At 41.1% G+C, this 25,793-nt stretch carries 29 protein-coding genes and 1 rRNA gene; 20 read left to right on the top strand and 10 right to left on the bottom strand.

Annotation, left to right across the window (positions count from 1 at the left end):
- The first annotated feature begins 94 nt into the window (after positions 1-94).
- The 11 genes from FTU05_RS05375 to FTU05_RS05325 all read left to right on the top strand — a co-directional run bounded on the left by FTU05_RS05375 (position 95) and on the right by FTU05_RS05325 (position 8,460).
- Entirely contained in the window at positions 95-493 is a 399-nt protein-coding gene (locus FTU05_RS05375) for an ATP synthase subunit I (protein WP_078194025.1), read from the top strand.
- A 102-nt stretch (positions 494-595) separates the two neighbouring features.
- Complete coding sequence (gene atpB / locus FTU05_RS05370; RefSeq protein WP_078191478.1) at positions 596-1,471, top strand: F0F1 ATP synthase subunit A; 876 nt, start codon at positions 596-598, stop codon at positions 1,469-1,471.
- 84 nt (positions 1,472-1,555) lie between these two features.
- Positions 1,556-1,801, top strand: a complete 246-nt coding sequence (atpE, locus tag FTU05_RS05365; RefSeq protein ID WP_000424060.1) for a F0F1 ATP synthase subunit C — start codon at positions 1,556-1,558, stop codon at positions 1,799-1,801.
- A 38-nt stretch (positions 1,802-1,839) separates the two neighbouring features.
- Positions 1,840-2,310 carry a F0F1 ATP synthase subunit B gene (locus tag FTU05_RS05360; protein ID WP_078191477.1) on the top strand — a complete coding sequence of 157 codons (471 nt, stop codon included), beginning with the start codon at positions 1,840-1,842 and terminating at the stop codon, positions 2,308-2,310.
- 12 nt (positions 2,311-2,322) lie between these two features.
- On the top strand, positions 2,323-2,859 hold the full coding sequence (locus FTU05_RS05355) for a F0F1 ATP synthase subunit delta (RefSeq protein WP_078191476.1): 537 nt from the start codon (positions 2,323-2,325) through the stop codon (positions 2,857-2,859).
- 42 nt (positions 2,860-2,901) lie between these two features.
- Positions 2,902-4,446, top strand: coding sequence for a F0F1 ATP synthase subunit alpha (gene atpA / locus FTU05_RS05350; RefSeq protein ID WP_078191475.1), 1,545 nt, complete (start codon positions 2,902-2,904; stop codon positions 4,444-4,446).
- 88 nt (positions 4,447-4,534) lie between these two features.
- Positions 4,535-5,404 (top strand): F0F1 ATP synthase subunit gamma, encoded by an 870-nt coding sequence (gene atpG / locus FTU05_RS05345; protein ID WP_078191474.1) that lies wholly within the window; start codon positions 4,535-4,537, stop codon positions 5,402-5,404.
- A 29-nt stretch (positions 5,405-5,433) separates the two neighbouring features.
- On the top strand, positions 5,434-6,828 hold the full coding sequence (atpD, locus tag FTU05_RS05340; RefSeq protein ID WP_180164475.1) for a F0F1 ATP synthase subunit beta: 1,395 nt from the start codon (positions 5,434-5,436) through the stop codon (positions 6,826-6,828).
- A gap of 26 nt (positions 6,829-6,854) precedes the next feature.
- Positions 6,855-7,274 (top strand): F0F1 ATP synthase subunit epsilon, encoded by a 420-nt coding sequence (locus tag FTU05_RS05335; RefSeq protein WP_078191472.1) that lies wholly within the window; start codon positions 6,855-6,857, stop codon positions 7,272-7,274.
- A gap of 183 nt (positions 7,275-7,457) precedes the next feature.
- Positions 7,458-7,937: a hypothetical protein gene (locus FTU05_RS05330; protein WP_180164474.1), complete on the top strand. Its 480-nt coding sequence runs from the start codon at positions 7,458-7,460 to the stop codon at positions 7,935-7,937.
- A 217-nt stretch (positions 7,938-8,154) separates the two neighbouring features.
- Entirely contained in the window at positions 8,155-8,460 is a 306-nt protein-coding gene (locus FTU05_RS05325; RefSeq protein ID WP_168378803.1) for a hypothetical protein, read from the top strand.
- 6 nt (positions 8,461-8,466) lie between these two features.
- On the opposite strand, the gene FTU05_RS05320 is transcribed toward FTU05_RS05325, so the two are convergent.
- Complete coding sequence (locus FTU05_RS05320; RefSeq protein WP_180010757.1) at positions 8,467-8,910, bottom strand: AAA family ATPase; 444 nt, start codon at positions 8,908-8,910, stop codon at positions 8,467-8,469.
- A gap of 105 nt (positions 8,911-9,015) precedes the next feature.
- On the opposite strand from FTU05_RS05320, the gene FTU05_RS05315 reads away from it, so the two are divergent.
- Complete coding sequence (locus FTU05_RS05315) at positions 9,016-9,483, top strand: hypothetical protein (protein WP_180026139.1); 468 nt, start codon at positions 9,016-9,018, stop codon at positions 9,481-9,483.
- Between the two features lie 7 nt (positions 9,484-9,490).
- On the opposite strand, the gene FTU05_RS05310 is transcribed toward FTU05_RS05315, so the two are convergent.
- The 5 genes from FTU05_RS05310 to FTU05_RS05290 form a co-directional block, all read right to left on the bottom strand.
- Positions 9,491-10,504 (bottom strand): pirin family protein, encoded by a 1,014-nt coding sequence (locus tag FTU05_RS05310; protein WP_180164472.1) that lies wholly within the window; start codon positions 10,502-10,504, stop codon positions 9,491-9,493.
- A 158-nt stretch (positions 10,505-10,662) separates the two neighbouring features.
- On the bottom strand, positions 10,663-11,286 hold the full coding sequence (locus FTU05_RS05305; RefSeq protein ID WP_180005336.1) for a hypothetical protein: 624 nt from the start codon (positions 11,284-11,286) through the stop codon (positions 10,663-10,665).
- A gap of 144 nt (positions 11,287-11,430) precedes the next feature.
- Complete coding sequence (locus FTU05_RS05300) at positions 11,431-11,808, bottom strand: RcnB family protein (protein WP_180164470.1); 378 nt, start codon at positions 11,806-11,808, stop codon at positions 11,431-11,433.
- A gap of 221 nt (positions 11,809-12,029) precedes the next feature.
- Positions 12,030-12,575, bottom strand: a complete 546-nt coding sequence (locus FTU05_RS05295) for a glutathione peroxidase (RefSeq protein WP_111885877.1) — start codon at positions 12,573-12,575, stop codon at positions 12,030-12,032.
- 144 nt (positions 12,576-12,719) lie between these two features.
- Positions 12,720-13,478 carry a helix-turn-helix transcriptional regulator gene (locus FTU05_RS05290; protein ID WP_180164468.1) on the bottom strand — a complete coding sequence of 253 codons (759 nt, stop codon included), beginning with the start codon at positions 13,476-13,478 and terminating at the stop codon, positions 12,720-12,722.
- A 122-nt stretch (positions 13,479-13,600) separates the two neighbouring features.
- On the opposite strand from FTU05_RS05290, the gene FTU05_RS05285 reads away from it, so the two are divergent.
- Positions 13,601-14,482: a DMT family transporter gene (locus tag FTU05_RS05285; protein ID WP_180164466.1), complete on the top strand. Its 882-nt coding sequence runs from the start codon at positions 13,601-13,603 to the stop codon at positions 14,480-14,482.
- 438 nt (positions 14,483-14,920) lie between these two features.
- Here FTU05_RS05285 and FTU05_RS05280 read toward each other — a convergent pair whose 3' ends face one another.
- The 3 genes from FTU05_RS05280 to FTU05_RS05270 all read right to left on the bottom strand — a co-directional run bounded on the left by FTU05_RS05280 (position 14,921) and on the right by FTU05_RS05270 (position 17,968).
- A complete protein-coding gene (locus tag FTU05_RS05280; RefSeq protein WP_111885874.1) occupies positions 14,921-15,490 on the bottom strand; it encodes an L-threonylcarbamoyladenylate synthase in 570 nt (189 codons plus the stop codon).
- 31 nt (positions 15,491-15,521) lie between these two features.
- Positions 15,522-16,703, bottom strand: a complete 1,182-nt coding sequence (gene dprA / locus FTU05_RS05275) for a DNA-processing protein DprA (RefSeq protein WP_180026134.1) — start codon at positions 16,701-16,703, stop codon at positions 15,522-15,524.
- A 110-nt stretch (positions 16,704-16,813) separates the two neighbouring features.
- A complete protein-coding gene (locus FTU05_RS05270; protein WP_180022161.1) occupies positions 16,814-17,968 on the bottom strand; it encodes a LysM peptidoglycan-binding domain-containing protein in 1,155 nt (384 codons plus the stop codon).
- Between the two features lie 119 nt (positions 17,969-18,087).
- Between FTU05_RS05270 and def the strand changes: the two genes are divergently transcribed.
- From def to FTU05_RS05255, 3 genes are all read left to right on the top strand, one after another.
- A complete protein-coding gene (gene def / locus FTU05_RS05265; RefSeq protein ID WP_078191459.1) occupies positions 18,088-18,618 on the top strand; it encodes a peptide deformylase in 531 nt (176 codons plus the stop codon).
- 90 nt (positions 18,619-18,708) lie between these two features.
- The gene (locus FTU05_RS05260; protein WP_180056146.1) at positions 18,709-19,128 is read left to right on the top strand and encodes a DUF2946 family protein; all 420 of its coding nucleotides are present in this window, start codon (positions 18,709-18,711) and stop codon (positions 19,126-19,128) included.
- 72 nt (positions 19,129-19,200) lie between these two features.
- Positions 19,201-21,270: a TonB-dependent copper receptor gene (locus tag FTU05_RS05255; RefSeq protein WP_180164464.1), complete on the top strand. Its 2,070-nt coding sequence runs from the start codon at positions 19,201-19,203 to the stop codon at positions 21,268-21,270.
- Positions 21,271-21,317: 47 nt separating this feature from the next.
- Here FTU05_RS05255 and FTU05_RS05250 read toward each other — a convergent pair whose 3' ends face one another.
- Complete coding sequence (locus FTU05_RS05250) at positions 21,318-22,523, bottom strand: oxygenase MpaB family protein (protein ID WP_180164462.1); 1,206 nt, start codon at positions 22,521-22,523, stop codon at positions 21,318-21,320.
- Positions 22,524-22,618: 95 nt separating this feature from the next.
- On the opposite strand from FTU05_RS05250, the gene FTU05_RS05245 reads away from it, so the two are divergent.
- From FTU05_RS05245 to FTU05_RS05230, 4 genes are all read left to right on the top strand, one after another.
- The gene (locus FTU05_RS05245; protein ID WP_180164459.1) at positions 22,619-23,215 is read left to right on the top strand and encodes a TetR/AcrR family transcriptional regulator; all 597 of its coding nucleotides are present in this window, start codon (positions 22,619-22,621) and stop codon (positions 23,213-23,215) included.
- A 111-nt stretch (positions 23,216-23,326) separates the two neighbouring features.
- Positions 23,327-23,968, top strand: a complete 642-nt coding sequence (locus FTU05_RS05240) for an ABC transporter ATP-binding protein (RefSeq protein WP_180164456.1) — start codon at positions 23,327-23,329, stop codon at positions 23,966-23,968.
- Positions 23,965-25,227: a hypothetical protein gene (locus FTU05_RS05235; RefSeq protein WP_180164454.1), complete on the top strand. Its 1,263-nt coding sequence runs from the start codon at positions 23,965-23,967 to the stop codon at positions 25,225-25,227. Before FTU05_RS05240 ends, FTU05_RS05235 begins: the two co-directional genes overlap by 4 nt.
- A 453-nt stretch (positions 25,228-25,680) precedes the next feature.
- Positions 25,681-25,793 (top strand): 16S ribosomal RNA (locus tag FTU05_RS05230); the annotation flags it as partial.

The raw sequence follows: 25,793 nt of genomic DNA, 5'->3' as shown, positions 1-25,793 counted from the left end.
GATTGCAAGTTAAGGGGTGTAACTCTATAATGCCTGCGATTAAAAATAATCATCAGTTAAACTTGTCAAGCAGAATTGCTGTGAGTGAACAAAAATGAGTCGAACTAGTCGCATGATTGATCGACGATTAGCGAAAGCTTTAGTCATCTTACAAGCAGTAATGATTCCTGTTTCAGCCCTGATTGGTTGGGTCCTTAAAGACACAATCACAGCATATAGTGCAGCTTTGGGTGCGTTGGTATGTTGGCTAGCAAGTAGCTACTTTTCATGGCAGTCGTTTCGTGCGGCTGGTGCCCGTGCCTCTAAACAGGTGCTGTCAAACATGTATCGTGGCTTAATGGGCAAGTTTGCAATCGTGATTGTTGGATTCATTTTGATTTTGATCAATGTCAAGCCGTTGTCAGCGGTGGCATTGTTTTGTGGTTTTATGCTCGTACAAAGTATGTCGTGGGTCGCTCCTTTTTGGGCAACACGCTTAAAAAAACGAGTGTAAACACAACAAAAAATTGAAAAGTTTTTTGGAGAGTAACGAGATATCAGGCAGCACGCGATATTCGTTTTCTCTATTAGTTTTGACATTGACCAGGTGTGATTTATGGCTGCTGAAGAACATGCCCTTACTTCGACCGAGTACATTCAGCATCACTTGACTAACTTGACCTATGGCAAAATGCCAGATGGTACTTGGAAGTTAGCTGAGACTGCTAAAGAAGCTCAAGAGATGGGGTTCACTGCTATTCACTTGGATTCAATGGGTTGGTCTATTGGCCTTGGTATTGTTTTCTGTTTGTTGTTCTGGGTTGTAGCGAAAGCTGCAAACTCTGGTGTTCCGACCAAGTTCCAGTCTGCAATCGAAATGATTATCGAGTTCGTTGACTCAAGTGTCCGTGACACTTTCCATGGCAAATCGCGCTTAATCGCGCCGTTAGCGTTGACCATCTTCGTGTGGATTTTCCTCATGAACTTGATGGACTTGATCCCTGTTGACTGGATTCCTTATACAGCTCAATTGATCGGTGCTAACGTTTTTGGTATGGATCCTCACCACGTTTACTTCAAAATCGTTCCATCTACTGATCCTAACATTACCTTGGGTATGGCATTATCAGTATTTGCGTTAACTATTTTCTATAGTATCCGTGAGAAAGGTCTTGTCGGATTCGGTGCAGAATTTGCACTTAACCCATTTAACCCAAGTAACCCAGTTTTAAAAGCATTACTTATTCCAGTAAACATTATTCTTGAATTAGTAACTTTTATTGCACGTCCAATCTCATTGGCTCTTCGACTGTTCGGTAACATGTATGCGGGTGAGTTGATCTTCATCTTGATCGCATTACTACCGTTCTGGATCCAGTGGGCGTTGTCTGTGCCTTGGGCGATCTTCCATATTCTTGTTATTACGTTACAAGCATTCATTTTCATGATGTTGACTATCGTATATATGAGTATGGCTAGCGAAAAGCATTAATGGTATTGCTCAACTGTCAAAGGGTGGTTGGGCACACAATTTTTTAACTTAATTTGGTATAAACCTAACCTCTGAGGAATTATCATGGAACTCACTTTAGGTCTAGTTGCAATTGCATCTGCTATCTTGATCGCTTTTGGTGCTTTAGGTACTGCGATTGGTTTTGGTCTTCTAGGCGGCCGTTTCTTAGAAGCTGTTGCTCGTCAACCAGAATTGGCTCCACAACTTCAAACTCGTATGTTCTTAATCGCAGGTCTTCTTGATGCTGTGCCTATGATCGGTGTTGGTATTGGCTTGTTCTTCATCTTCGCTAATCCATTTGTAGGTTAATCAGCTTAATTCCTAAATTAAACTATTGAGGAATAGCAATGAATATCAACCTCACATTGATTGGCCAAGCGATTGCATTTGCGATTTTTGTCGCATTCTGCATGAAGTTTGTATGGCCACCACTAATCAATGCGATTAGTGAGCGTCAGCGTAAAATCGCTGATGGCTTAAACGCTGCTGAAAAAGCAAAAGCTGACCTTGCGGATGCGCAAGCACAAGTGAAAGCTGAATTAGACGCGGCTAAAGCACAAGCGGCTCAATTGATCGAACAAGCGAACCGTCGTGGTGCGCAATTGGTAGAAGAAGCGCGTACTCAAGCTGCGGCTGAAGGTGAGCGTATTCGTCAACAAGCGAAAGAAGCTGTTGATACTGAAATCAATGCTGCTCGCGAAGAATTACGTCAACAAGTTGCTGCTCTTGCAGTTACTGGCGCAGAAAAAATTCTGAACCAGCAAGTTGACGCAGAAGCTCACAATGCCATGCTGACTCAGCTGGCTGCTAAACTTTAAGAGAGGCGGATTATGGCTGAACTCTTGACGTTGGCACGCCCATACGCTAAAGCAGCATTTGCTTACGCTTCTGAGCAAAATGCAACTGACGCTTGGTCAAATGCATTGAATTTGCTCAGTGCTGCGGTGCAAGACGAAGCATTTTCAGCTTATCTAAATCGCCCTGAGCTTACTCCTGCTGAGCAGGTAAGTGTTTTCGCAAAAGTTTTAGGTGAAGACCAGACTGCAGCAGTGTCAAACTTTTTGACATTGCTTGCCGATAATGACCGTCTGGCACTTCTTCCTGAAATTTCAGAAGAATACGAACAGCTCAAATCACAGAATAACAATACTGTGGATGTAGTGATTGAATCTGCATTCCCATTGACTTCTGTACAAGAACAATTACTTGCGCATGCATTAGAGAAAAAATTCGAAGCTGCCGTAAATGTTTCTGTAGAAGTTAACCCAGCGTTAATCGCGGGTGTAGTTATTCGTGCAGGCGACCAAGTGATAGATGATTCTGCGCTTAACAAGCTTGAAAAAATGCGGACTCGTCTTCTTGCTTAACAGCTCGAAGACTGAACTTTAAAAAGATTGAGGTATAGCGCAATGCAACAACTGAATCCATCCGAGATCAGTGCGCTCATTAAACAGCGTATCGGCGATCTGGACACCAGCGCGACCGCTAAGAACGAAGGGACCATTGTTATGGTTTCCGACGGTATTGTGCGTATTCACGGCCTTGCTGATGCAATGTACGGTGAAATGATCGAATTCGACGGCGGCTTATTTGGTATGGCACTGAACCTAGAACAGGATTCAGTGGGTGCCGTTGTCTTAGGTAACTACTTAAGCCTTCAAGAAGGTCAAAAAGCTCGTTGCACAGGTCGTGTATTAGAAGTTCCGGTTGGTCCAGAACTTTTAGGCCGTGTAGTAGATGCTTTGGGTAACCCAATTGATGGTAAAGGCCCTATTGACGCAAAACTTACTGATGCTGTTGAAAAAGTAGCACCAGGCGTAATTTGGCGTCAATCAGTGGATCAACCTGTACAAACTGGTTATAAATCAGTAGATACAATGATCCCTGTTGGTCGTGGTCAACGTGAGTTGATCATCGGTGACCGTCAAACTGGTAAAACAGCTATGGCGATCGATGCGATCATCGCTCAGAAAAATTCTGGCATTAAATGTGTATACGTAGCAATTGGTCAAAAACAATCGACTATCGCTAACGTTGTGCGCAAGCTAGAAGAAACTGGCGCTATGGCGTACACAACTGTTGTAGCAGCTGCTGCAGCTGATCCTGCAGCGATGCAGTATCTTGCTCCGTATGCTGGTTGTACAATGGGTGAGTACTTCCGTGACCGCGGTGAAGACGCGCTTATCATTTATGATGACTTGTCTAAACAAGCTGTTGCTTACCGTCAAATTTCATTGCTTCTACGTCGTCCACCAGGTCGTGAAGCATATCCTGGTGACGTATTCTATCTACACTCACGTTTACTTGAACGTGCTTCACGTGTATCTGCTGACTACGTTGAGAAATTCACTAACGGTGAAGTTAAAGGCCAAACTGGTTCATTAACTGCATTACCGATTATTGAAACTCAAGCCGGTGACGTATCTGCATTCGTACCTACAAACGTAATTTCGATTACTGACGGTCAGATCTTCTTAGAAACATCATTATTCAACGCAGGTATTCGTCCTGCTGTGAACGCGGGTATCTCTGTATCACGTGTTGGTGGTTCTGCTCAAACTAAGATCATCAAAAAATTGTCAGGTGGTATCCGTACCGCTCTTGCGCAATACCGTGAATTAGCTGCGTTTGCTCAGTTCGCTTCTGACCTTGACGAAGCAACTCGTAAACAGCTTGAACATGGTCAACGTGTAACTGAGCTTATGAAGCAAAAACAATATGCTCCATACTCAATTGCTGACCAAGCTGTTTCAATTTATGCATCTAACGAAGGCTACATGGCTGACGTAGAAGTGAAGAAAATCGTTGCATTTGATGCTGCGTTGATCTCTTACTTCCGTTCAGAAAATGCTGCGTTAATGCAAAAAATTGACGAGACTGGTGCTTACGATAAAGAAATCGAAGCAGCAATCAAAGCAGGTATTGAAAGCTTTAAAGCGACTCAAACTTACTAAGATTCAACTGTGTTGAATCTGGTTTTGGTTTGGTTCACGGATCAACCTTCGGAAGCTCGAAAGGGCTTTCGAATACTAGGTTAAGCGTATGGCAAATTTAAAAGAAATTCGCGCCAAAGTAGCTAGTATCAAAAGCACGCAGAAAATTACTCGCGCGATGCAGATGGTAGCAGCTTCTAAGATGCGTCGTGCGCAAGAGCGCATGGCTCAAGGCCGTCCGTATGCCGAAAATATGCACCGTGTAATTGCTCATTTGGTACAAGCGAACCCTGAATACAAACACCGTTATATGGTTGAACGTCCTGTAAAGCGCGTTGGCTATATCATTGTTTCTTCAGATCGCGGCCTTGCTGGTGGTTTGAACATTAACTTGTTCAAAAAAGTGGTAAAACACGTACAACAGCAACAAGAGCAGTCAATTGAAGTTCAATTTGCTTTAATTGGTCAAAAAGCGGTTTCGTTTTTTAAAAACTACGGCGGTAAAGTTCTTGGTGCAACTACAAACGTAGGTGATGCTCCGAGTCTTGAACAGTTAACTGGTTCTGTACAGGTGATGTTAGACGCGTTTGATAAAGGCGAGTTAGATCGTATTTATCTAGTGTCAAACGGCTTTGTCAACGCCATGACTCAAAACCAAAAAATCGAACAGCTTGTTCCTTTAGCAGCTGCTGAGGAAAGCGAAGGTCTAAACCGTCAATACGGTTGGGACTATATCTATGAACCAGAAGCTGAAGAGCTTTTAAATGGTTTATTGGTTCGTTACATTGAGTCTATGGTTTATCAAGGTGTGATTGAAAACATCGCATGTGAACAGTCTGCTCGTATGGTTGCAATGAAAGCTGCAACTGATAACGCGGGTGAATTGATCAAGAGCCTACAACTTATTTATAACAAGCTGCGTCAAGCCGCGATTACTCAGGAAATCTCTGAGATCGTTGGTGGTGCCGCTGCCGTTTAACATTATTAGTTTGAATTGAGGAGACAGCAATGAGTAGCGGTCGTATCATTCAGATCATCGGCGCGGTTATCGACGTCGAGTTTGAACGTAACAGCGTTCCTAAGATCTATGACGCTCTCCAAGTTGACGGTACTGAAACTACTTTAGAAGTTCAGCAACAACTTGGTGATGGCGTAGTTCGTACTATTGCAATGGGTTCTACTGAAGGCCTTAAGCGTGGTTTGAACGTAACTAACACTAACGCGCCGATCTCTGTACCAGTTGGTACAGCGACTCTTGGTCGTATCATGGACGTTCTTGGTCGCCCGATCGATGAAGCTGGTCCTGTAGCGACTGAAGCGCGTTTACCAATTCACCGTCAAGCGCCTTCTTATGCAGAACAAGCGGCTTCTACTGACCTTTTAGAAACTGGTATTAAAGTCATTGACTTACTTTGCCCGTTCGCTAAAGGTGGTAAAGTTGGTCTGTTCGGTGGTGCTGGTGTTGGTAAAACTGTAAACATGATGGAGTTGATCAACAACATCGCTAAAGCTCACTCAGGTTTATCTGTGTTTGCTGGTGTTGGTGAGCGTACTCGTGAAGGTAATGACTTCTATCACGAGATGAAAGACTCTAACGTTCTAGACAAAGTAGCAATGGTTTACGGTCAGATGAACGAGCCACCAGGTAACCGTTTACGCGTAGCGTTGACTGGTTTGACTATGGCTGAGTACTTCCGTGACGAAAAAGACGAAAACGGTAAAGGCCGTGACGTTCTATTGTTCGTCGACAACATCTATCGTTATACACTAGCGGGTACTGAAGTATCAGCACTTCTAGGTCGTATGCCATCTGCAGTAGGTTACCAACCGACTCTTGCAGAAGAGATGGGTGTTCTTCAAGAACGTATTACGTCTACTAAGTCTGGTTCTATTACGTCAATCCAAGCGGTATACGTACCTGCCGATGACTTAACAGATCCATCGCCTGCTACTACCTTCGCTCACTTGGACGCGACTGTTGTATTGAGCCGTGACATCGCATCTTCTGGTATTTACCCAGCGATCGATCCACTTGACTCTACTTCACGTCAGTTAGATCCACTTGTAGTGGGTACTGAGCATTACGAAATCGCTCGTTCAGTTCAAAACGTTCTTCAACGTTACAAAGAATTGAAAGACATTATCGCAATTCTTGGTATGGACGAATTGGCAGAAGAAGACAAACTTACTGTATACCGTGCACGTAAGATCCAACGTTTCTTCTCTCAACCGTTCCACGTAGCTGAAGTGTTTACTGGTGCTCCTGGTAAACTTGTACCGCTTAAAGAAACAATTCGTGGCTTTAAAGGTCTTCTAGCTGGTGAATACGACCACATTCCAGAACAAGCGTTCTACATGGTTGGTGGTATTGACGAAGTTATTGCTAAAGCTGAGAAACTTTAATTAGTTACCTAATTTAGGAGATTCTCATGTCAACTATGCAATGTGACGTTGTAAGTGTTAAAGAGTCTTTGTACTCTGGCACTGTAACTATGCTAATTGCTAAAGGTGCTGGTGGTGAGTTGGGTATTATGCCTGGCCATGCGCCACTAGTAACTTTGCTCAAGCCGGGCGCAATCCGCGTTCTACTTGAAAATGGTACAGAAGAATTAATCTATGTATCAGGTGGTGTACTAGAAGTTCAACCGCACGTTGTTACTGTACTTGCAGATACTGCAGTACGTGCTGACAACCTTGATGAAGCAGCAATTATTGAAGCTCGTAAACAAGCTGAACAATTGTTAGCAAATCAAAAGAGCGACTTGGACTCAGCTGCTGCTTTGGCTGCTCTTGCAGAAACTGCAGCTCAGTTGGAAACCATCCGCAAAATCAAAAACCGCGCTCAATAAGACGCTGTTTGAGATTGAAAGAGCCACCCGAAAGGGTGGTTTTTTTATGTTCAAATATACAACTTAAATCGAGATGGATATAATATTTAGCAAATAAATCTTGATATAAAAAATAAAATGAAACTCAACATTAAAACAACCAATGAAGATTTTTATGTATTTCAGGTGCTAAATGAAAATCTGATGAATCCTGTTGTATATGACAAATTCGAAGTTAAGTTTCTCAGATTAGTGTTTAAATTTTTTATACTATTAATTGTCGGTCTCTTTATTTTTATTTTCTTCAAAAATGATTCTTCACTTTTGAATTACTTGATTGTTTTAGTCGCTCTTTTATTAGGATTATTGCCCAAAGTAAACTCTCTTTTTCAAAATATGTTTAAGATACGATATATCGATCATATGGCTGAAAATTCGAAAATTTTCATTGGGGATAAAGAAATTGAGATTACAGAGAAAAATCTTATCGAAAGTACTGAGTATTACACTCAAATTTTTTCATGGAGTTTAGTATCAAATATTGAGAAAACGCAAACTCATTTAATTGTTTTCTTCGGTATATGTATAGGGATTATTTTGCCCTTAGACCAAATTAATAATGACGTAGAAAAGATAATACAACAATATTGCCCAAATATTGAGTTCAAAGAACATAACTGGTAAGTAAATTTCATTTGATTGTCTTTGATGAATTTGAAGTGATTTATTTGTAATGAATAATTGAGAAATTTCTATTCTCCATAATATTCACATCAAATCTCTTATCAAAATTTTCCCCTAATTTTTTCAGCTCAGGCTTTATATCTATCACCTAAAGTTGAATATATTTTATTCAATACAATCTTTATGGTGATTAAATTCAATTAGCTAGCATTGCACCATGAACCTTATCGCCTATGAGCCGCATTTTTGGGAACTTTATCAAGACTTTGATCAATATTACTTGAGCATAGCGGTTGATCTGAGTTCTGTCGTGTCATGTTGGGATGTTGAACTCACCCATGAAGAAGTTCAACAATATGAACACCGTGGACGCGTAAGTATTCAAGAGTTGGCTAAATCGATGGTTGCTGCTGCTTATAAAGGTGATTTTGCTTCATTAGAAAGTCGTTTAGTGAAACCATATGAACGTCAGGCCATGCAATCGGCTTTTAAAAAATGGCAAGATAGCCAAAAAGCAGGTTAATGCTCGTTATTCATGCATGGGTAAAATTGAAAACTCGCCGTGACTGATAATTTTAATTTTAAAAATTAGATCAAAGCCTTCATCCTGTGATGGAACTTGAAGTTTGCGATAAGTAGCACGCACGCCAACTTCTGGAATATGGGCTTTGCCTTCACGAAAACTGTTGCGTTTTAAGGTACTGTCCAAATCGGTTTCAAAATAATAAGCAATCACCTCAAAACCTGCATCAATTGCACGTTGGATATAGCGAGCACGAGCTTCCCGATCTGGGTTGGTATTATCAATCACCATTTTCGTTTTGGATGCCAAACCAGCTTCAAAGATCATATTTTCCCGATGTCGGGTTTTCAACATATCCAAATTAATACGTAAATGGCTATGATATAAATTCAACATGTAAAAGGTTGATTTGCCAGAGGCTTGAACGCCTGTAAAAATAATCAGCTGCATGGTGTCTGCAATGAAAGCATGGAATGAATAATAGAGTATTAAATCAGCAACGCAGTTTTGCTACAATCGCTGCAAAATGAATAAGAACAATTTACATAGGTCTGTATGCTCAAATTTTTTACCAGTTTATCGCTGTGTCTCTGTTGTGGTTTGCTCGCTGCATGCCAAAGCCAATACGTCACGACACCCAATCTTCCCACTGAAGCTGCACTTGTCGCTGAATCGGTTGATAATGGCATCAGTACGGAGCTTGAGATACCATATTTGACCGCCTTTCGAAATCTGCGACAAGCCTATAATCACTGTGTTGCGTTTACCGCGAACAATCGCTACGTCTATACCGATAATCGTTTAGAAGAGCATTTGGAGCAGGGGACATTGATGGCACGGACTGAACATGGGGCGTATTTGCATAAAATGTTGGTCGAAAGTTTAGATCCACAGACGACACGTATTACCTTATTTTTGCCGAAGCAATATACCTTTGCCCAAGCACGTTTTAAACAAGATGTTCAGCGCGCACTTGGACAAGATAAAAACTGTAATACCTTTGAATTTGCTCAATCCAACTAATTGAACTTTAAGACGCTTGTGAGTTTTCCTGCTCTGGGTGCTCTACACGTTTACCGCCTTCATAACTGGCAAATCGAGCCTGATCACGTTTGAAGACCGGTGCAGGTGTTGGCCAAGGCCAATCTCCAAAATGGGTCTCACGATAGCGTTTAAACGCGGCATCGAGTTCTTCAGTGGTATTCAGCACAAATGGACCGCGCATTGCCACGGGTTCATTAATCGGTTCACCTTCTAACCACAGAATCCGGGCTTCTAATCCACCTGCTTTGAGATGGACGTCGGCATCTGATTGGAGTTCAACCAAATGCTTCATCTGAATGGTTTGACCTTCTATTTCTAATGTATTGCCTTGATAAAAATAAGCAAAACGGTTGGAGCTACTTGTTGTTGCGGGAATCACCAACTCCGCACCTGCTTGCAGGGTGATTAAATAAATGTTGACTTTATTTTCTGCGGCAGCCGCCCATGAGTGTGGCGGTCGGGAAATAGCATCAGTGGATTTGAACTGCCCTGAAATTACACGTATATCCGATTTTTTTCCTTCACTATCGGTTTCAAAGACGTGAGGAATGTCTTCACGCCAAAACATTTTATAGTCGGCATCATGGGTTTTCTGTTCAGCCGATGAATTAAACCAAATTTGGAAAAGTTCAAAAGGATTGGCTTTATCTTCATGCAGTAGGGGGAACATTTCACAGTGTTCAACGCCATTGCCTGTAGACAGCCATTGCACATCACCTGCAGCATAGCGTCCGCCATTGCCTAATGAGTCAAAGTGATCGACATAGCCTTGTTCAACCAAGGTAATGGTTTCAAAGCCAGTGTGTGGATGCTCTGGGAAACCTGGAACCACATCGCCATAGTACATATTGAATTCATCTTTCTCTGCGGCTGTTTTTGGCCCCATGTCTGCATTTGCAGCAGGAAAATGATCGATATGATGAGCTGTAAATAAGAAAGGATCTTTTAAATCTAAACGAAAGGTAATGGGTGTAATGTTATAAATCACAGCGTTTGACATAACTGTTCCATCATTGGCTTTATTATTAAGTATTAATCTAAAAGGAAAAACAGTCGTGTTCTATAGCGGAACTGTAAGAAAAAAAGCGTTAGCTCAAGGTCTAACGCTTTTTTGATTTACAACAGGTGGAATGCAATGGAAATGCTAGATTTCGCTATTTATTCAGTTTCAGTGGGTGCAGTAGATGAGCTTTTTCCAGCTTGATCTTGGATCAACATACCTGCCAATTTCAGCATTTCCGCTTGAATATTGCCCATTTGATTTTGAATTTTCTGAAAATCAACTTTGCTTAAATCGACTTGTCCATTGAGAAAAGGTGAGGCCAACACTTGCTGATTCGCTGCCTGTAAATTGCTGCGAATATCATTAATCTCAGTGCTTTTTAGATTTAAATCATTCAAAGCTTGATTGAAACCTTTGAGCTGCTGTTGCAGCTGGGTTGCCGCTTTTTGCAATTGGAGATGATCTTGGTTGCTGACTGCGGCTTCTAAATCGACCTGCGTTTGTTTGAGTTGTTCAACATAATTGCCGGCTTTAAGTTGCATATCCGCAACATCGCGAACGATATAAAACATATTGCCGCTTTTTAATTGGCTTTGATCTGTCGCCTGACTTTGTGTCGCAGATTGATCTTCGTTTGTTGATGTTGTTGCAGGGCGATCATTTTCTGCTGCGATTTCTTGTTCCTGTTGCGGTGCTGTGGCAGGTTCACAGCCAATCAGCACCAAAACACCACTAAAAATGGCAAAAGGGAGAAGGGCATTCTGCACTAGCTTTTTCATTCAATCATCACTATGTGTTAAGTCTATGCTTTGAATATAGGGGCAGAATGTGGATTAAAAATAGATTGTTGCAAAGCAATAACAAAATAATCGCTTGAACAAAAAAAAAGAGGGCATTTGCCCTCTTTTGATGTTTTGGTGGGTTTAACCCGTAATGATTTTGATAATGGCGTGGCTGACGGCATTCATTAAAATGTAGTCGCCATTCACTTTAATCCATTGTTGGTTTTTGCCCGGTTTAGATAATTTTTTGTATTTGGTGTGGTCTACTTTGTAGCTATGACCACGGTATTCAGAAGGTACTTTTTGTCCAGAACGCCAATCATGTGAAGGATTTACGGCTTTTTTCTTGTTCTGGCTTTGGTTTTTTACTGGTGTGTTTTGTTTAGTGTGCTGTTGAGCTTTCGTATTTTGATTATGCGCAGGTGCATGTTGTTGGCTATTTTGCGGTGCAGCCATTGCTGGAGCAGCAACAAGTGCTGTCGAAATAGATAAAACGATAGCTTTCATTAATGTATTCATAAGTTCACCTGTTTACTGCTGGATGTGATTTGATAAGACTCATCATAATGAGTATTTACAGGGAAACTTTGAACAATGTATATGTGAAATATTAAAATAATGGATAAACTATGTAAATTATCAATATGTGATAATTATTAAATATTATTGTGATAATTTAAAATGATTAATCTCAGTTAAAATCACAATAATCTTAACTGAGAGATTGAGATATTGTCGAATTATTTGGCTAATTCAGCGTTAATGGCATCGACAATACGAGCATCATCTGCCTTGATGTCAGGTGCAAATCGTGCCACAACTTCGCCTTGTTTATTCACGAGGAATTTTTCAAAGTTCCAGAGCACTTCAGGCTTTGGATTTGGTGTTAATCCGTATTCGACTAAATCATCCCACCATGGGCCTTCACCAATGCGTTCAGGAATGGCTTGGGTTAAGGTTTGATAAAGGGGGTGTTTATCTGCGCCTGCAACAGAAATTTTTGCAAAAAGTGGGAAATCGACCTTGTAGTTGATTGAGCAAAATTCTTGAATTTCAGCTTCAGAACCAGGTTCTTGTTCTAAAAAGTTATTGGCAGGAAAGCCTAAGACTTCAAAGCCTTGCGACTTCTTCTCTGTATAGAGTTTTTCTAGGCCTTCATATTGCGGTGTTAGCCCACATTTAGAGGCTACATTGACCAATAATAAAACCTTGCCTTGGTATTGATTGAGTGTGGTGTCATCACCTTGGATCGTTTTTACTGGGATATCGTAAACTGAAGCTGACATATTCGTTCCTAATTGAAGTTGTGCCTTTCATCCTTGTTTTAAAGGGAAATCTGGTGAACAGCAAGCTTTTATCGATAGGCTTTTCGCATAATTTTTGTAGTAGTTTGCAGAATTCGAGCTGAGGCTTGCTTGAGTGCTTATCGTTTAAGTAGTGGCACGGTGTTGGTTTGGGGTTTTTCCTGTATAGCGTTTAAAAAACTCAATAAAGCTTGAGCTGTGTTGATAACCCAATTCATAGCTGAGAGCTTTAATAGACTGACCAGCGCGGAGTTGTTGAATGGCATAAATAATTTTTGCACGGTTTCGCCATTCAGAAAGGCTCATTTGCAGTTCGTTCTGACTCAGTCGCAATAACTGACGCTCACTCAAAGCAACATTGGATAAGCATCGCTGTAGGCTCAAGCTAAAATGATCTACATCTGCGAGCTGCGCCAAGATCGGCTTTAACACCGCATCATGGCTTTGCGGTAAATAATGTTGATGTTTGGGCGCTGTTTTTAATTGGTCGAATAAGACCTGTAGCAGGTGTCGATAGGGTGGTGTGGTATGTTGCTCTATAGGAAAGGCCAAAATTTCTTGCACCAACAAACGAAAGAACGGTTGGATGCTAAATACTTCCGTCTGCTTGGGAAAATCTATGCAGAGATCTGGTGCCAGTCGGATTGCCACATAATGAATGGGTTGTTCATCAATCGCTACCGAGCAATGTTCTGTATGTGGTGGAATCCACACCCCATAACTGGCAGGTGAGAGATGATGTTGCCCTTGTATTTCATATTCGAAAATACCATCGAGACAAAAATTAAAATCACCCCAAAGACAACTGTGCGGATAGACCGTATCTAATGTGGTGTAGTGCGCTTCAAAAAGCTCGATTTGTTGTTCAATCGGTGCTGATGTCATATATGCCTAGGTGTCGATGTCTGAACTACAATATAAATGTCTGAAATTATGTATTTCAATTAAAACAGACATCACTCAAAATACCTAGACCAATCTTTGCACAATATATTGAGGAGTCAGACATGTTGCTTCAAACGCGTTGGGCGAAATTTGCAATTTGTTTGCCTCTGATCGCGGTATTTATATGGTCCTTGAATATTACCGTCACCCGCTATGTGACGGATTATATTTCACCGGTCAGTATCAGTTTTTATCGATGGTTTATCGCATTTTTGATCTTAACCCCCTTTATGCTGAAAACCGTTTGGCAGCAAAGACAGCTTATCGGGCAGCATTGGCAGCAATTGGCTGTGCTGAGTGCCTTTGGAATGGTGTTATATCAAGGCTTGGGCTATACCGCTGCGCATTATACGACGGCGACCAATATGGGCATCATCAATGCCTTTATCCCTGTTTTTACGATTGCCGTTGCATTTTTCATACTTAAAGATGTGCCCAACCGCTATGCCATCTTAGGCTGTGCGATTTCATTTACGGGGCTATTGTTTGTCATTGCGCAAGGAGATTTCAGTCAATTACTGAATATGGGCGGACATTTCGGCGATATCCTCATGATCTTCGCAGTGTTCTTTTATGCCTTTTATGGGGTGTTTTTAAAAAAATGGCAACTGAAACTTCCGCTACTGTTGAGCTTATATGTACAAATTTTCTTTGCCGTTTTATATCACTTGCCATTCGTGTTGTATTTAGGCATTGATGCGATTAATCCTGCGAATGCGCCAAGTGTATTTTATGCGGCAATTTTTCCATCACTGATTGCACCGTTGGTATGGATGTTGGCTGTGCAACATCTCGGCCCGAATCGCACCAGTATTTTTATGAATTTAATGCCGGTATTTACCGCGATCATTGCCTATTTCTGGTTGGCTGAGCAGTGGATGTTTTATCATACAGTGGGCACAGTGATGGCGATTACTGGGGTGATCTTGGCGCAGCGTAAGTAAATCCAGTAAAAAGTTGAAAATTTATGAGAAGTGTTGATTAAAATATAGGCAAACAAACTTATTTTTTATAGAGCAAATCTTTTGAAAATGGATTTTTGAGTGTAAAACTGAATTAAAAAAACAAATGCTCGTCTTAAAAATCAATCAAAAATAGATACATATTTTGACTAAGTGGTTATAAAATCACAAATAAAGTGCTTATCAGTAGTTTTATTTATATAAAAAATCTATTTGTTAAATTTAAAAAAATATTACATAATACTTTCATCGTAAATGATGAAGTAATTCTTAATAATTACTTGATATTTACCCAGAGATTGTAAGACCCTCTGGATGTGATTTTATACACATCCTTTTTTATGCTCAGCCATCCCTATATGGCTGAGCTTTTTTTTGCCTGTATTTTCCCGAAAGGCAGGTGTAGACAGGCATCCGAACTTATGCGCGGATGATTTCACCTGTTTCAGCATCAATAATTTTACTTGGTTCTTGGCTTAGGCCGAGATCACCATTTAAATAATTGAGTTCATTGGCAAAATACTGATTGGCTTCTTGTAAGGAACGTGCAGGGGTTAATCCTGCAGGATTGGCACTGGTAGACACAATAAAGCCATTAAAAGCTTGGCATAAAGCCACACATAAAGAGTGGGTCGTCACACGGACTGCGACTTTTGGATGATTGCCTTTAATCCATGTTGGAATATGGTCGCCAGCCGGTAATAACCATGTGGTTGCACGTTCATTGGGTTTACGGTTGGTCCAGGTCGCAATGACTTGCTGACGCATATCTTCTGTTAAGCCTTGAAGCAGGTGTTCAACTTGAGCGACATTGGCAGCCAATAAAATCACGCCTTTTTCAATGGGACGTTGTTTTAAGCGCAAAATTTCGAGAAAGGCTTGCTCATTGTAGGGATCACAGCCCAATCCCCAAACAGCCTCTGTAGGATATGCGAGAACCTGACCTTTTTTAAGACAGGAAGCTGCTTCTGCAACAGAGGTGGTAATCATTTCTATAGACCTTATCTGATTCGACAAAGGACTATTGTGAACCTAATTTACCCATTCTACAACGTAAGTAGTGTCCGGCTTGTTGTGTGGCATAGCCCATTAACTCTAATTCCATCAGTTGACTGGTCAATGTCGCGGTATCAATTTTGAGTTGAATGGACAATTGATCAAGGCTTTGGCCGACCCAATCGAGTTGCCGATACAGCGCAATTAAATGTTCTGGGATGGGTTCGGGTGGTGGAGTGTCCGGTGTTGCTGTTTCGGGTGTCGCTATTTCGGTGGTTGTTAAGGTTTCGGCAGCTTGTGATTGCCACTGTGTTGCCAATGCTAAGTCTTCAATGACCTGTTGTGGATGATCAATCAAAATTGCACCTTCGCGTATGAGTTGATGGCAACCTTGATGCGACTCACTATAAATATGGCCTGGGATGGCAAAAATAGATTTGCCTTGTTCGGCAGCGCGTTGAGCTGTGATCAGTGAACCACTTTTTAATGCCGCTTCCGCCACGATGACACCAAGGCTGAGCCCACTGACGATACGATTTCGATGTGGAAAATGGTGTTGCAGGGGTGGAGTGTGTGGAAGAAACTCACTGATTACGGTCCCACCATGTTGGATGATCTCTTGTCTTAAACGCTGATGTGCGGTCGGATAAGTTTGATCTAAACCTGTGCCCATCACGGCAATGGTTCTGTGGTGTTGTATGGCAGCGCGATGTGCCGCTTCATCAATTCCTTGTGCTAAACCGCTATTGATGTAGAACCCTTGCTCACTTAGATAATAAGCAAAATCATAAGCAATTTGCCGACCTTGGGGACTAGGTTTGCGGCTACCAACAATCGCAATTTGGGGTTGCATCAAGGCTTGGGCATTACCTTGCCCAAATAGAATGGGCGGCTTGTCGCTATAAGGTAAAAGCTGTTGAGGATAGTTCAGGTCTTCAGGAATCAGTACAAAGTCACTGTATTGTTGAATATCCTTGAGACATTTTTCAAAGCTAAGCTGTCCACTTGGACTATGAAATTCTTCAAAGCGCTGTAAATGATTTTTATGCAGTCCTAATTTTTGCCATGTGGTGATTTGATCAGGCTTAAGGGCGTGGTGTAGGGCAGGATAGTGCTGCTGAATTTTATAGAAACTACGAAGTGAGTGTTGCACCACAAACCACAGGCGAATGTAATCTAAATGCAAGTCAGTCAATGAGTTGAGCATAATGAGACCTTTGAATCTGTCTTCTTTTTATGGTTTAAAATGATCAGTGATATCGTTGTTGGATAATAAAAATGAGGCTGAAATACAGCCTCATTTTTATGGATTTGGTCTTAGTCATCCATCAGTGGTGGCTGAATCGTTGCACCTACTTTGATTGGTAATTCGCTTTCAAGTACATAAGCATAGCTTAGGTTATCAAACGTTTTGAATACCATAATGTTACCAATACGTTGTCCTGGAAGTTGAACACGTTCTTTGGTTTTTGGATCAGTCACGATTTCACCTTTTTGGTTCACGCTAAAGACTTGACCAGATTGAACGCCTTGCAAGCTACCACGGTCGATCGTCACAACACTGTGAACCGCTGCAGTACCAATCGAGCCCATAACACGAACTACACTACCGCCAGCAGTGACATTTTCTGCATTGGTTGGATAGAACAGTGTTGGCAGCATTGGGTCATATTCAGGAAGAACACGATCGCCACGACGAACTTCAGCATTATAAGTATCGGTTAGTTCTAAAGTGGTAATGTCATTTTCACCACGAACGGCAACACCTGAAGCGACTTGAGTCAGTTCTAAACCTGCGTTGTATTTTTTGCCGTTTGCATCGGTAAAGATGTACGGTTCGCCTTCACGGTAAACAGCATATCGTTGACCGACTTGCATGCCTTGGCCGCGTGCATAAACTGTTTGGCCTTTGGCAGCTAATACACGTTGATCAGCTGTACCTAAAATGTAAGGTGTGCCTTCCACAGAATCAGCTGCAACAATCATGCTGCGCTCAAGCCATTGCTTAATATATTCCAATGGAATAACCGGAATCGCACTATTTAGGGATTCAACACGAACTTGTGGTTGAAGTTTAGTGCCACCTGTATAGCGACGAATGATACCTTCACAGCCATCACCTTCATCTTTACCGATGATTGGGCGGCCATTGTAGGTACACATTAATAGGCGGTCACCTGGGAAAATCCAATGCGGATTTTTCACGTGTTTATTGCTCGCCCAGATTTCAGGCCAGCGCACAGGATTTTTTAAGAAACGCTTGGAAATATCCCACAACGTATCGCCTTTTTTCACCACATAAACTTGAGGCGCACCTGCCTTCAATGACGGTGGATTGACGTTACGAGCAGGGGCAGCTTCTGCAACACTGACCATTCCCATCCCCACACTTACACAGACTGTAAGTGCCAATAATTGTTTTTTAAACCCCAAGGCACTAAAAGTTGGCATGCCCTTCAAAACCTTTTTCATTATCATAATTCCTAAAATTATGTATGTAACTGCGTTATAATAACGATATTACACACAATTTTTTGATGAAGCATTCCTTCATTTTGTTTTTTGATCAATGGCATAAGTGAGGACGTCGTATGGCCTTATTACCTATTTTAAGTTTCCCCGATCCCCGTCTTCGTACCATTGCAAAACCAGTCGAAGAAGTTACTGATGAAATTCGTCAGTTAGCAGCCGACATGTTTGAAACTATGTATGAAGCACCGGGAATTGGCCTGGCAGCAACACAGGTAGATCACCATATTCAGCTGATAGTCATGGATTTATCTGAAGAAAAAGATCAACCCATGGTGTTTATTAACCCCAAAATTACGCCATTGACGCAAGAGACGCAGCCCTATGAAGAAGGCTGTTTATCAGTGCCTCAAATATACGATAAAGTTGAGCGCCCGTCACGTGTAAAAATTCAGGCAATTAACCTTGAAGGTCAATCATTTGAAGTGGAAGCGGACGGACTTCTCGCAGTTTGTATCCAACATGAAATGGATCACTTAAATGGTAAGTTGTTCGTCGACTATCTATCGCCTTTGAAACGTCAACGTGCACGTGACAAAGTGGAAAAATTGGTTCGCCAACGTCAAAAAGATAAAGTCGCAGTTAAACGTTAATTGATCGCGGTTAAAAAATACCTGAGAGAAGCCCAATTTCGATTGGGCTTTGTTATACTTGGGTCAGACAAATGTTAGGGTTTGCCTGTATTGTTTCGTAGTGGAGTGCTGCTGTCCTTTGCAGCCGTTTTTTTGCAGATTGCTGTTTTTTTACAGCCATTGTTGCCCAAGCAATATCAAGTTGCTCCGGTCTGCGAAACCATTACGCGTGCACTTTTACTTCCCAATGTTCATGCTGAACATACCGCACATTCACACCATTCATCTTCCGCTCATGTGGAGCAAGTTCAAGTCGATCATACTGCCCATGAACATGATGCCAGTCATCAATGTCAGTATTGTACGGTCTATGGCAATTTGGTTTTGCCCTCTGAACTTGATGTGAAAGAAGTGCTTGATCGAATTCAAGTTCGTTTAATTGCTTTTCAAAAAGCTTTCAAGCATGTCTGGTTTGTTCTTCAACAACTCTTTTTACTTCCGCAAGGTCGAGCCCCGCCACTCGCTGTATAAATCCGACGTTTTTTAAACTTGGGTCTTTGAGGACTCAGGTACGCCTTTATTTATGTATTTTGTGAGATAAACATGGCTCAGCCTAAATTTTTTCTACAGCCTCTTGCGGCTGCAATTTGTGTTGCCTGCTATTCAACTACGGTGATGGCTGATGAGATGTCCGTAGAGATGACGGAAACCAATGCAGTACAGACTTTGGCACCGATTGTGGTGACATCACATCAGGGGAATGATGCCAATGGCCTGATTGTTCGTGCCAACCCCAAACAGCCGATTCAACCGATACCTGCCAGTGATGGGGCCGATTATTTAAAAAGTATTGTGGGGTTTAGTGCCATTAAAAATGGGGGAACCAATGCAGACCCAACCTTCCGTGGCATGTTTGGTTCACGCATTAAAATTTTGACCGATGGCACAGAAAATCTCGGGGCGTGTCCAAGTCGTATGGATGCACCAACGTCTTATATTTCCCCTGAAAGTTATGACCGAATTTCAGTGATTAAAGGACCTCAAACGGTTCAATATGCCAATACAGGTTCTGCTGCAACAGTCTTGTTTGAACGTAAACCTGAACAGTTGGATGCTGATAAAAACTACCGTGGTCAAGCCAGTGTGATGATCGGTTCTTATGGTCGTTTAGATCATAATATCGAAGCGGCTGTGGGCGATGAACATAAATATGTGCGTCTAAATGCCAGCCGTTCTGTTGCAGACAGCTACCAAGATGGAGATGGCAATACTGTGCCGTCAGATTGGGAGCGCTGGAATACAGATTTGGCACTCGGTTGGACACCGAATGAAGATACATGGGTAGAACTTACCGGAGGTAAAGCCGATGGTGAGGCGGTATACGCAGGCCGTTCAATGGATGGTTCGCAATTTGCCCGCGAAAGCTTGGGGTTTCGAGTCGAGAAAAAGAATGTCACTGAGGTGATTAAGAAAATTGAAGCACAGGTCAACTATAGTTTTAATGATCATGTCATGGATAACTTCAGCTTACGTGAGTTTCAACCAAGTGGCATGATGAATATGCCAATGGCATCGAATGTTGCTCGCAGAACATTAAATGCACGTATGGCTGTGACACATGAATGGGATAAGATTGACTTTGTCACAGGCATTGACACACAGAACAATGAACATAGTATTCGCAAAGGGATGCGCAATAGCTATAAAGACAAAGCACGTGAAACAGATATGAAGTTTCAGTCATATGGTGGTTTTGGAGAAGTCAGTTATCAATTGAGTGACAACAATAAGTTGGTTTCAGGTCTTCGTCTTGATCAAGTGCAAGTGAAAGATGAGCGTGCCGCTTCGAAAGCGAGTGGCTATAACACGGAGCTGAATGAAACTTTGCCAAGTGCTTTTATTCGTTTTGAAAATAAGCACCCTGAACATGACAATGGTAAAACCTATATCGGTCTAGGCTATGTAGAGCGCATGCCAGATTATTGGGAATTATTCAGCCCAAAATCAGGAAATGGTCATAACAATACATTCAATCATATTGATACAGAAAAAACGCTTCAGTTAGATATGGGTTATCAACATGAACATGGCGCTTTGAATTCCTGGGTATCGGCTTATGCAGGTTTAGTGAGAGATTATATTTTAACAAGTTATAAGTCTGGATCAGGAATGATGAAGGGTATGGAAGCACATAGCCGAAATGTGGATGCCACCATTGCGGGAGCTGAAGCAGGGATTGGCTATCAATTTAGCGATCATATTCAAGCCGATGTCAGCGCAATGTATGCGTGGGGTAAAAACACCACAGATGGCAAGCCATTACCACAAATCTCACCGTTAGAAGCACGTATCAACTTACGTTATATCCAAGATAATTATACTTTGGGAGCATTCTGGCGTGTGGTTGATGGGCAAAATCGTATCAGTGCGCACCAAGGCAATATCGTGGGTTATGACCTGAAAGAAAGTGCAGGATTTGGCACACTGTCTTTAAATGGTACTTATCATATTGATGAGGGTGTAGATGTATCTGTGGGTGTGGATAATCTCTTGAATAAAACTTATACCGAACATCTAAATAAACTGGGTGATGCAGGGACAGGTTTAGCGACTGATCAACAGTTTAATAATATCGGTCGCAATTATTGGGCACGTATTTCGATGAAATTCTAAGTCCTGACATTTGTCATCCAAAAAGCAGAGCGATCGCTCTGCTTTTTTTATTGGTGCATACTGGCCAGTTGTTTGGCCTTACTTTGATACAGTGCTAAACCGAGTTTTTGAATCGCACGGCCTTTTTGCTGTAATTTTTGATTTAAACTTGGGACATGCTTAGCGCCTGAATACAGGACAAGATTTCTAGCCAATAAATAATAGGCAAACCATGCGGCGGACTGTGGTTTGAGCCCTAATTTATGCATGCGTTTTTTGCCAATAAAAAATTGTGTCAGCTCCAGATGTTGTCGATAAGCCAGTTTTTGCTGAAGTGCTCGGAGGTATTTGTACTGTCGTTCAAAAGGTTCTTTAGAGAGACTGGCGCCGAGAGCCATACTGCTTGCATCAGATTGAGGATGTACAAATTGCATCCAATACAACAGTTTCCAACCATCAGATTCTTTTTCAATTAACCATTTGTCATCAATACCCATCAACCAACCCACATAACGCCAAAAGTGCAAAAAGCTTTCAGTCTCTTGTTTTGATGGAAAAATCCCTAAAGCGCGAATGCCCAAAAGTACCACACTGCTAAAGGCAAGATTGGTCATCGCCAAGTCAAATTGATTCATCGGCACCCCCCACGTTGCAAAATCCCAGTCTTTACCTTTTTGGAGTTGATGCCGTACCACAGCATGAATAAAACGCACATAAATCGTCGATGTAAATCCCGCATACAAACGTTCGAGTCCGCGTTCTTCAGTGATATCTACCCACCATTTGGTAGTTTCAGCCAGCCGTGTACCGGCTTGTTTATTTAAAGCACCGGTCAGCATGAGCGGTTGATTGAAACCGGGGAAGAGATAACCCACCATGAGTGAAAGATCTCGCAATATAAAGCCATTGTTAATCCCGAGGCGATGGGTGAATTCAAGGGCTTGCTGTATTTGTTCTGGCTCTAGCCACGGCGGTGTTTGTTCAATATGCTTAAAAAAATGTTCGAGTTCAGGAATAGGAAAGGGAAGCTGTTCTACACCTTTAAATAAAGCAATTTCAAAATATTCACGATGCTGCTTAGGGTTCTGCATCATCCACGTGAGCACTTTTTCCATCTGTGGATCACCACATTGCAAGGCTTTATTGAGGGCAAGATATTGAGCGTAATTGGGCTGTGCAGCCTGACCCGTCAAATGAGACAACAGAAAACTCAGTAGATTAGATTGCTGCGTGGCCTGAAATGAAGTCAGTCGGGTATTGAAGTGAGTGGTCATGTTTTGATCTTCAATGTTATTGTTGCATACCACACTAATATGAATATTTATTCGCATTCAATTCGCATAACACTATCGCATTGGAGAGCAATAGAATGAGAAAAAGACCACAACAACAACGCGCGAAAATGATCGTGGAAAGCATTTTGCAAGCAGCGCAGTTGTGTATTGCAGAACAAGGTTTACTGGAGCTGACGACGCCCAAAATTGCGGAAAAATCTGGTGTGAGCGTTGGATCGATTTATCAATATTTTGAAAATAAAGAACAAATCGTAGAAGAGTTACTGCTCAGAAAATCAGAACAATTGGGGTTAGCACTAAAAAATATAGTCGTGGAGCAAGAGCAGCACAGTATTTATGAGGTGATCCCACTTTGTATTCAGTTTGGCTTTGATATGTTGAAAGCTGATCGTGGCTTCTTCATTGAGATCTTAAAACATTGGCATCAATACAGTCATTCAGATGCCTCTCAGGTTTTGGAAAAGCATTTTTTTGAAGTTGGGATGTATTTATTTAATCGTTATTATTCACATTGGAACTTTGAAACGCTGAAACATTGCTCTTTTGTGATTATTAACAGTACTTTATTTACCATGATGCGCTATGTGAGCAATAATAGTTTTTTAATTACAGAACAGCAGCTTAAAGTGGAATTGTCGAAGATGATTTTGGCGTATTTAGATAGTGAATAACACTGAAAAAATTAAAGTTGTCGATTAAAGAATCTATTTAATTCAGATCTAAGATATGTGAAGATAGATTAATAATAAATCAATAACTTAATATAATAAATCAGGAACATCATGATGGTTTCTTTGAGCTTGCAGCAATTGTCCAAATCTTTTGCGGGAAAATGTATATTTTCAAATCTAAATTTAGAGTTAAACGAATTCGGAATTGTCGCTGTTGTTGCTGAGAATGGAGCAGGGAAGTCCACCTTACTTGCGATGATTGCTGGGATGTTGGATTTTGATGCAGGCAATATTTTGATTAATGATCAGCAATATGCCCCTCACAATAATGAATACAAGAAACTTGTGGCCTATGTGCCAGATAAAGGCCCTATTTATGATTTTTTACAAGGGCAGGAGTTTCTGAATTTAATGTGTGATATTCGAGAGATAGCGCATGAGCAGTATAAAATATTCATTGAAAAATTTAAATTAGAAAACTATTTAGCCACGCCATTTGCTGACATGTCTTTTGGCACAACCAAAAAGTTTTTATTGGTTGCTACCTTAATGACTTCGGCACCATTGCTGATTTTAGATGAACCGAGCAATGGCTTAGATCAAAATGCCTTGGCTGAATTATCAAGTATACTTTTACAGCAGAGCCAATCGAAATTGATTCTATTATCTTGCCATGATCCTGTATTTAGAGACAGTCTTGCAGCAAAAATCATCGAGCTGGATCGGCTAAAGTTCAATGAGCAGGAGGCATGAATAAACAAAGACATGTTGGGCAGCGAACAATTATAAAAACGCTTTTGAAATATCGATGGACATTTTATGTCAAGACCACAGCAGACGCAGTTGCACGGCAAAAGCATTTACTTATTTTAATCACATTAATTCTCGGGCCAATGCTATTCGGACTGCTCTTATCTTTAGTGCAGCCCATTATTGATTTGGTTTATTGCAAATCATTAATCACGAATTTGTTTCTTTGGACTGGCTTTCTTGCCTTAAATGTATTTTGGTGTGCGATACAGCGTAAAGCTTTAAGTGGTGGAGAAGGGTATTGCTATCTAGCGCTATTGCCCATCACGCTCAAAAGTCGTTTTGCAGTGGAAATCAAATTTTTAGGCAGTTTAAGCTTTTTGCTGTCATTGCCATTTGTTTTAGCGCTTCTATATGTTTGGGTTGAGTATGAACTCTTAGCTTCCATTGGCATTAGTGTATTGATGCTACTTTGGATCTTTAATTTATTAATCATACAAATGCTGTTTTTACAACAGAATCAATATTTCGGTTTGGTCTGTCTTTTGACATATTTGCCCATTTTGAGCCTAGCGATATTGGATGCTCAACTCGTTGCGCTGTTGTTATCTACTTTTGTCTGTACAGCGGCAATAAAATTCTGGCTGCTCGGTAGGAAATCAAAACCAATAAAGCTGCAAGTACCTAGCGTATTTCTGATACAGAAATATAGCCCACTCTGGCTCAATCAAAATAAACTCATTATTCGTCAGGCATTTCATAAAAGATTTCTAACCCATCGTATTGTCAGTATCGGTATATCAGTTACTGCGGTCGTGATTTTGTATTGGTTCGCCACACAGGTGGATACTTGGAACATCATGAGCCTTGATTTCACTGCTTCACAATTATTCCAATTAATGTGTGCCGTCTATATTGCACTGAGTTTATTCAATCTAGGCGTGATCAAAATGGACTTAAAATCAAATTTTGAATCTGCAGAACAATTCTGGATCATTCAAGGGTTCACACGATGGCAGCTCAGGAAATACGAATACTGTGTTTTATTGATAATTGGCTTGTTGATGAGTGCGCCAGTATTGTTGTGGTTACTGCTGAAAGGTGGATTCGTTGATGTGCTATTGATGGCGGCATTATTTGGTATCGCCATTCCATTTATTCAGTGGTTGTATAGAAAACCTGAAGAAGTGCACGGTGTTATGCCAGTTTTAATGTTTATCTTATGGGTGCCTGTGGCATATTGCATGCTTTCTGTACGCTAAAAGCACTTTTTTAAGTAAAAAAACTTAATTTAGTAGAATAAATAAACAAACGTAATGAAAAACTAAAAATAAATGGAAAAGGGTGTTGCGTTGGATCAGAAATGCTGTAGAATGCACATCCATCGGCGGTGATGAAGATTAAAACTTCTGATAAAACAATGACTTGGTTGAATTGATTAAGTTAGGTTTTATTTGATAAGTTTAAAAATAATTTGAATTACCAGTTGACTCTTTAGAAATAAAGAGTAATATAGTCGACCTGGCTTGCTGGTGACGAACCAACAAGAAGATCATTAAGAGATTATGAAGAACAACTTGTGTGGATTTTTACTGGTTGATTGATCGAAATTATTTTCATTGATTGATGGTAGAAATTACTCGAAGTTTATTTGAGCAAATTTTTGTCAGTAATTGATGAGCCAAGATTGGTGCCCTATAGGTACTATTGATTTTAAACTGAAGAGTTTGATCATGGCTCAGATTGAACGCTGGCGGCAGGCTTAACACATGCAAGTCGAGCGGGGGAAGGTAGCTTGCTACTGGACCTAGCGGCGGACGGGTGAGTA

This window comes from Acinetobacter sp. YH12049 (assembly GCF_013419875.1).
GTDB lineage: Bacteria > Pseudomonadota > Gammaproteobacteria > Pseudomonadales > Moraxellaceae > Acinetobacter > Acinetobacter amyesii.
The sequence above is the reverse complement of the archived record's forward strand: the minus strand, read 5'-3'. Positions and strand labels throughout refer to the sequence as shown.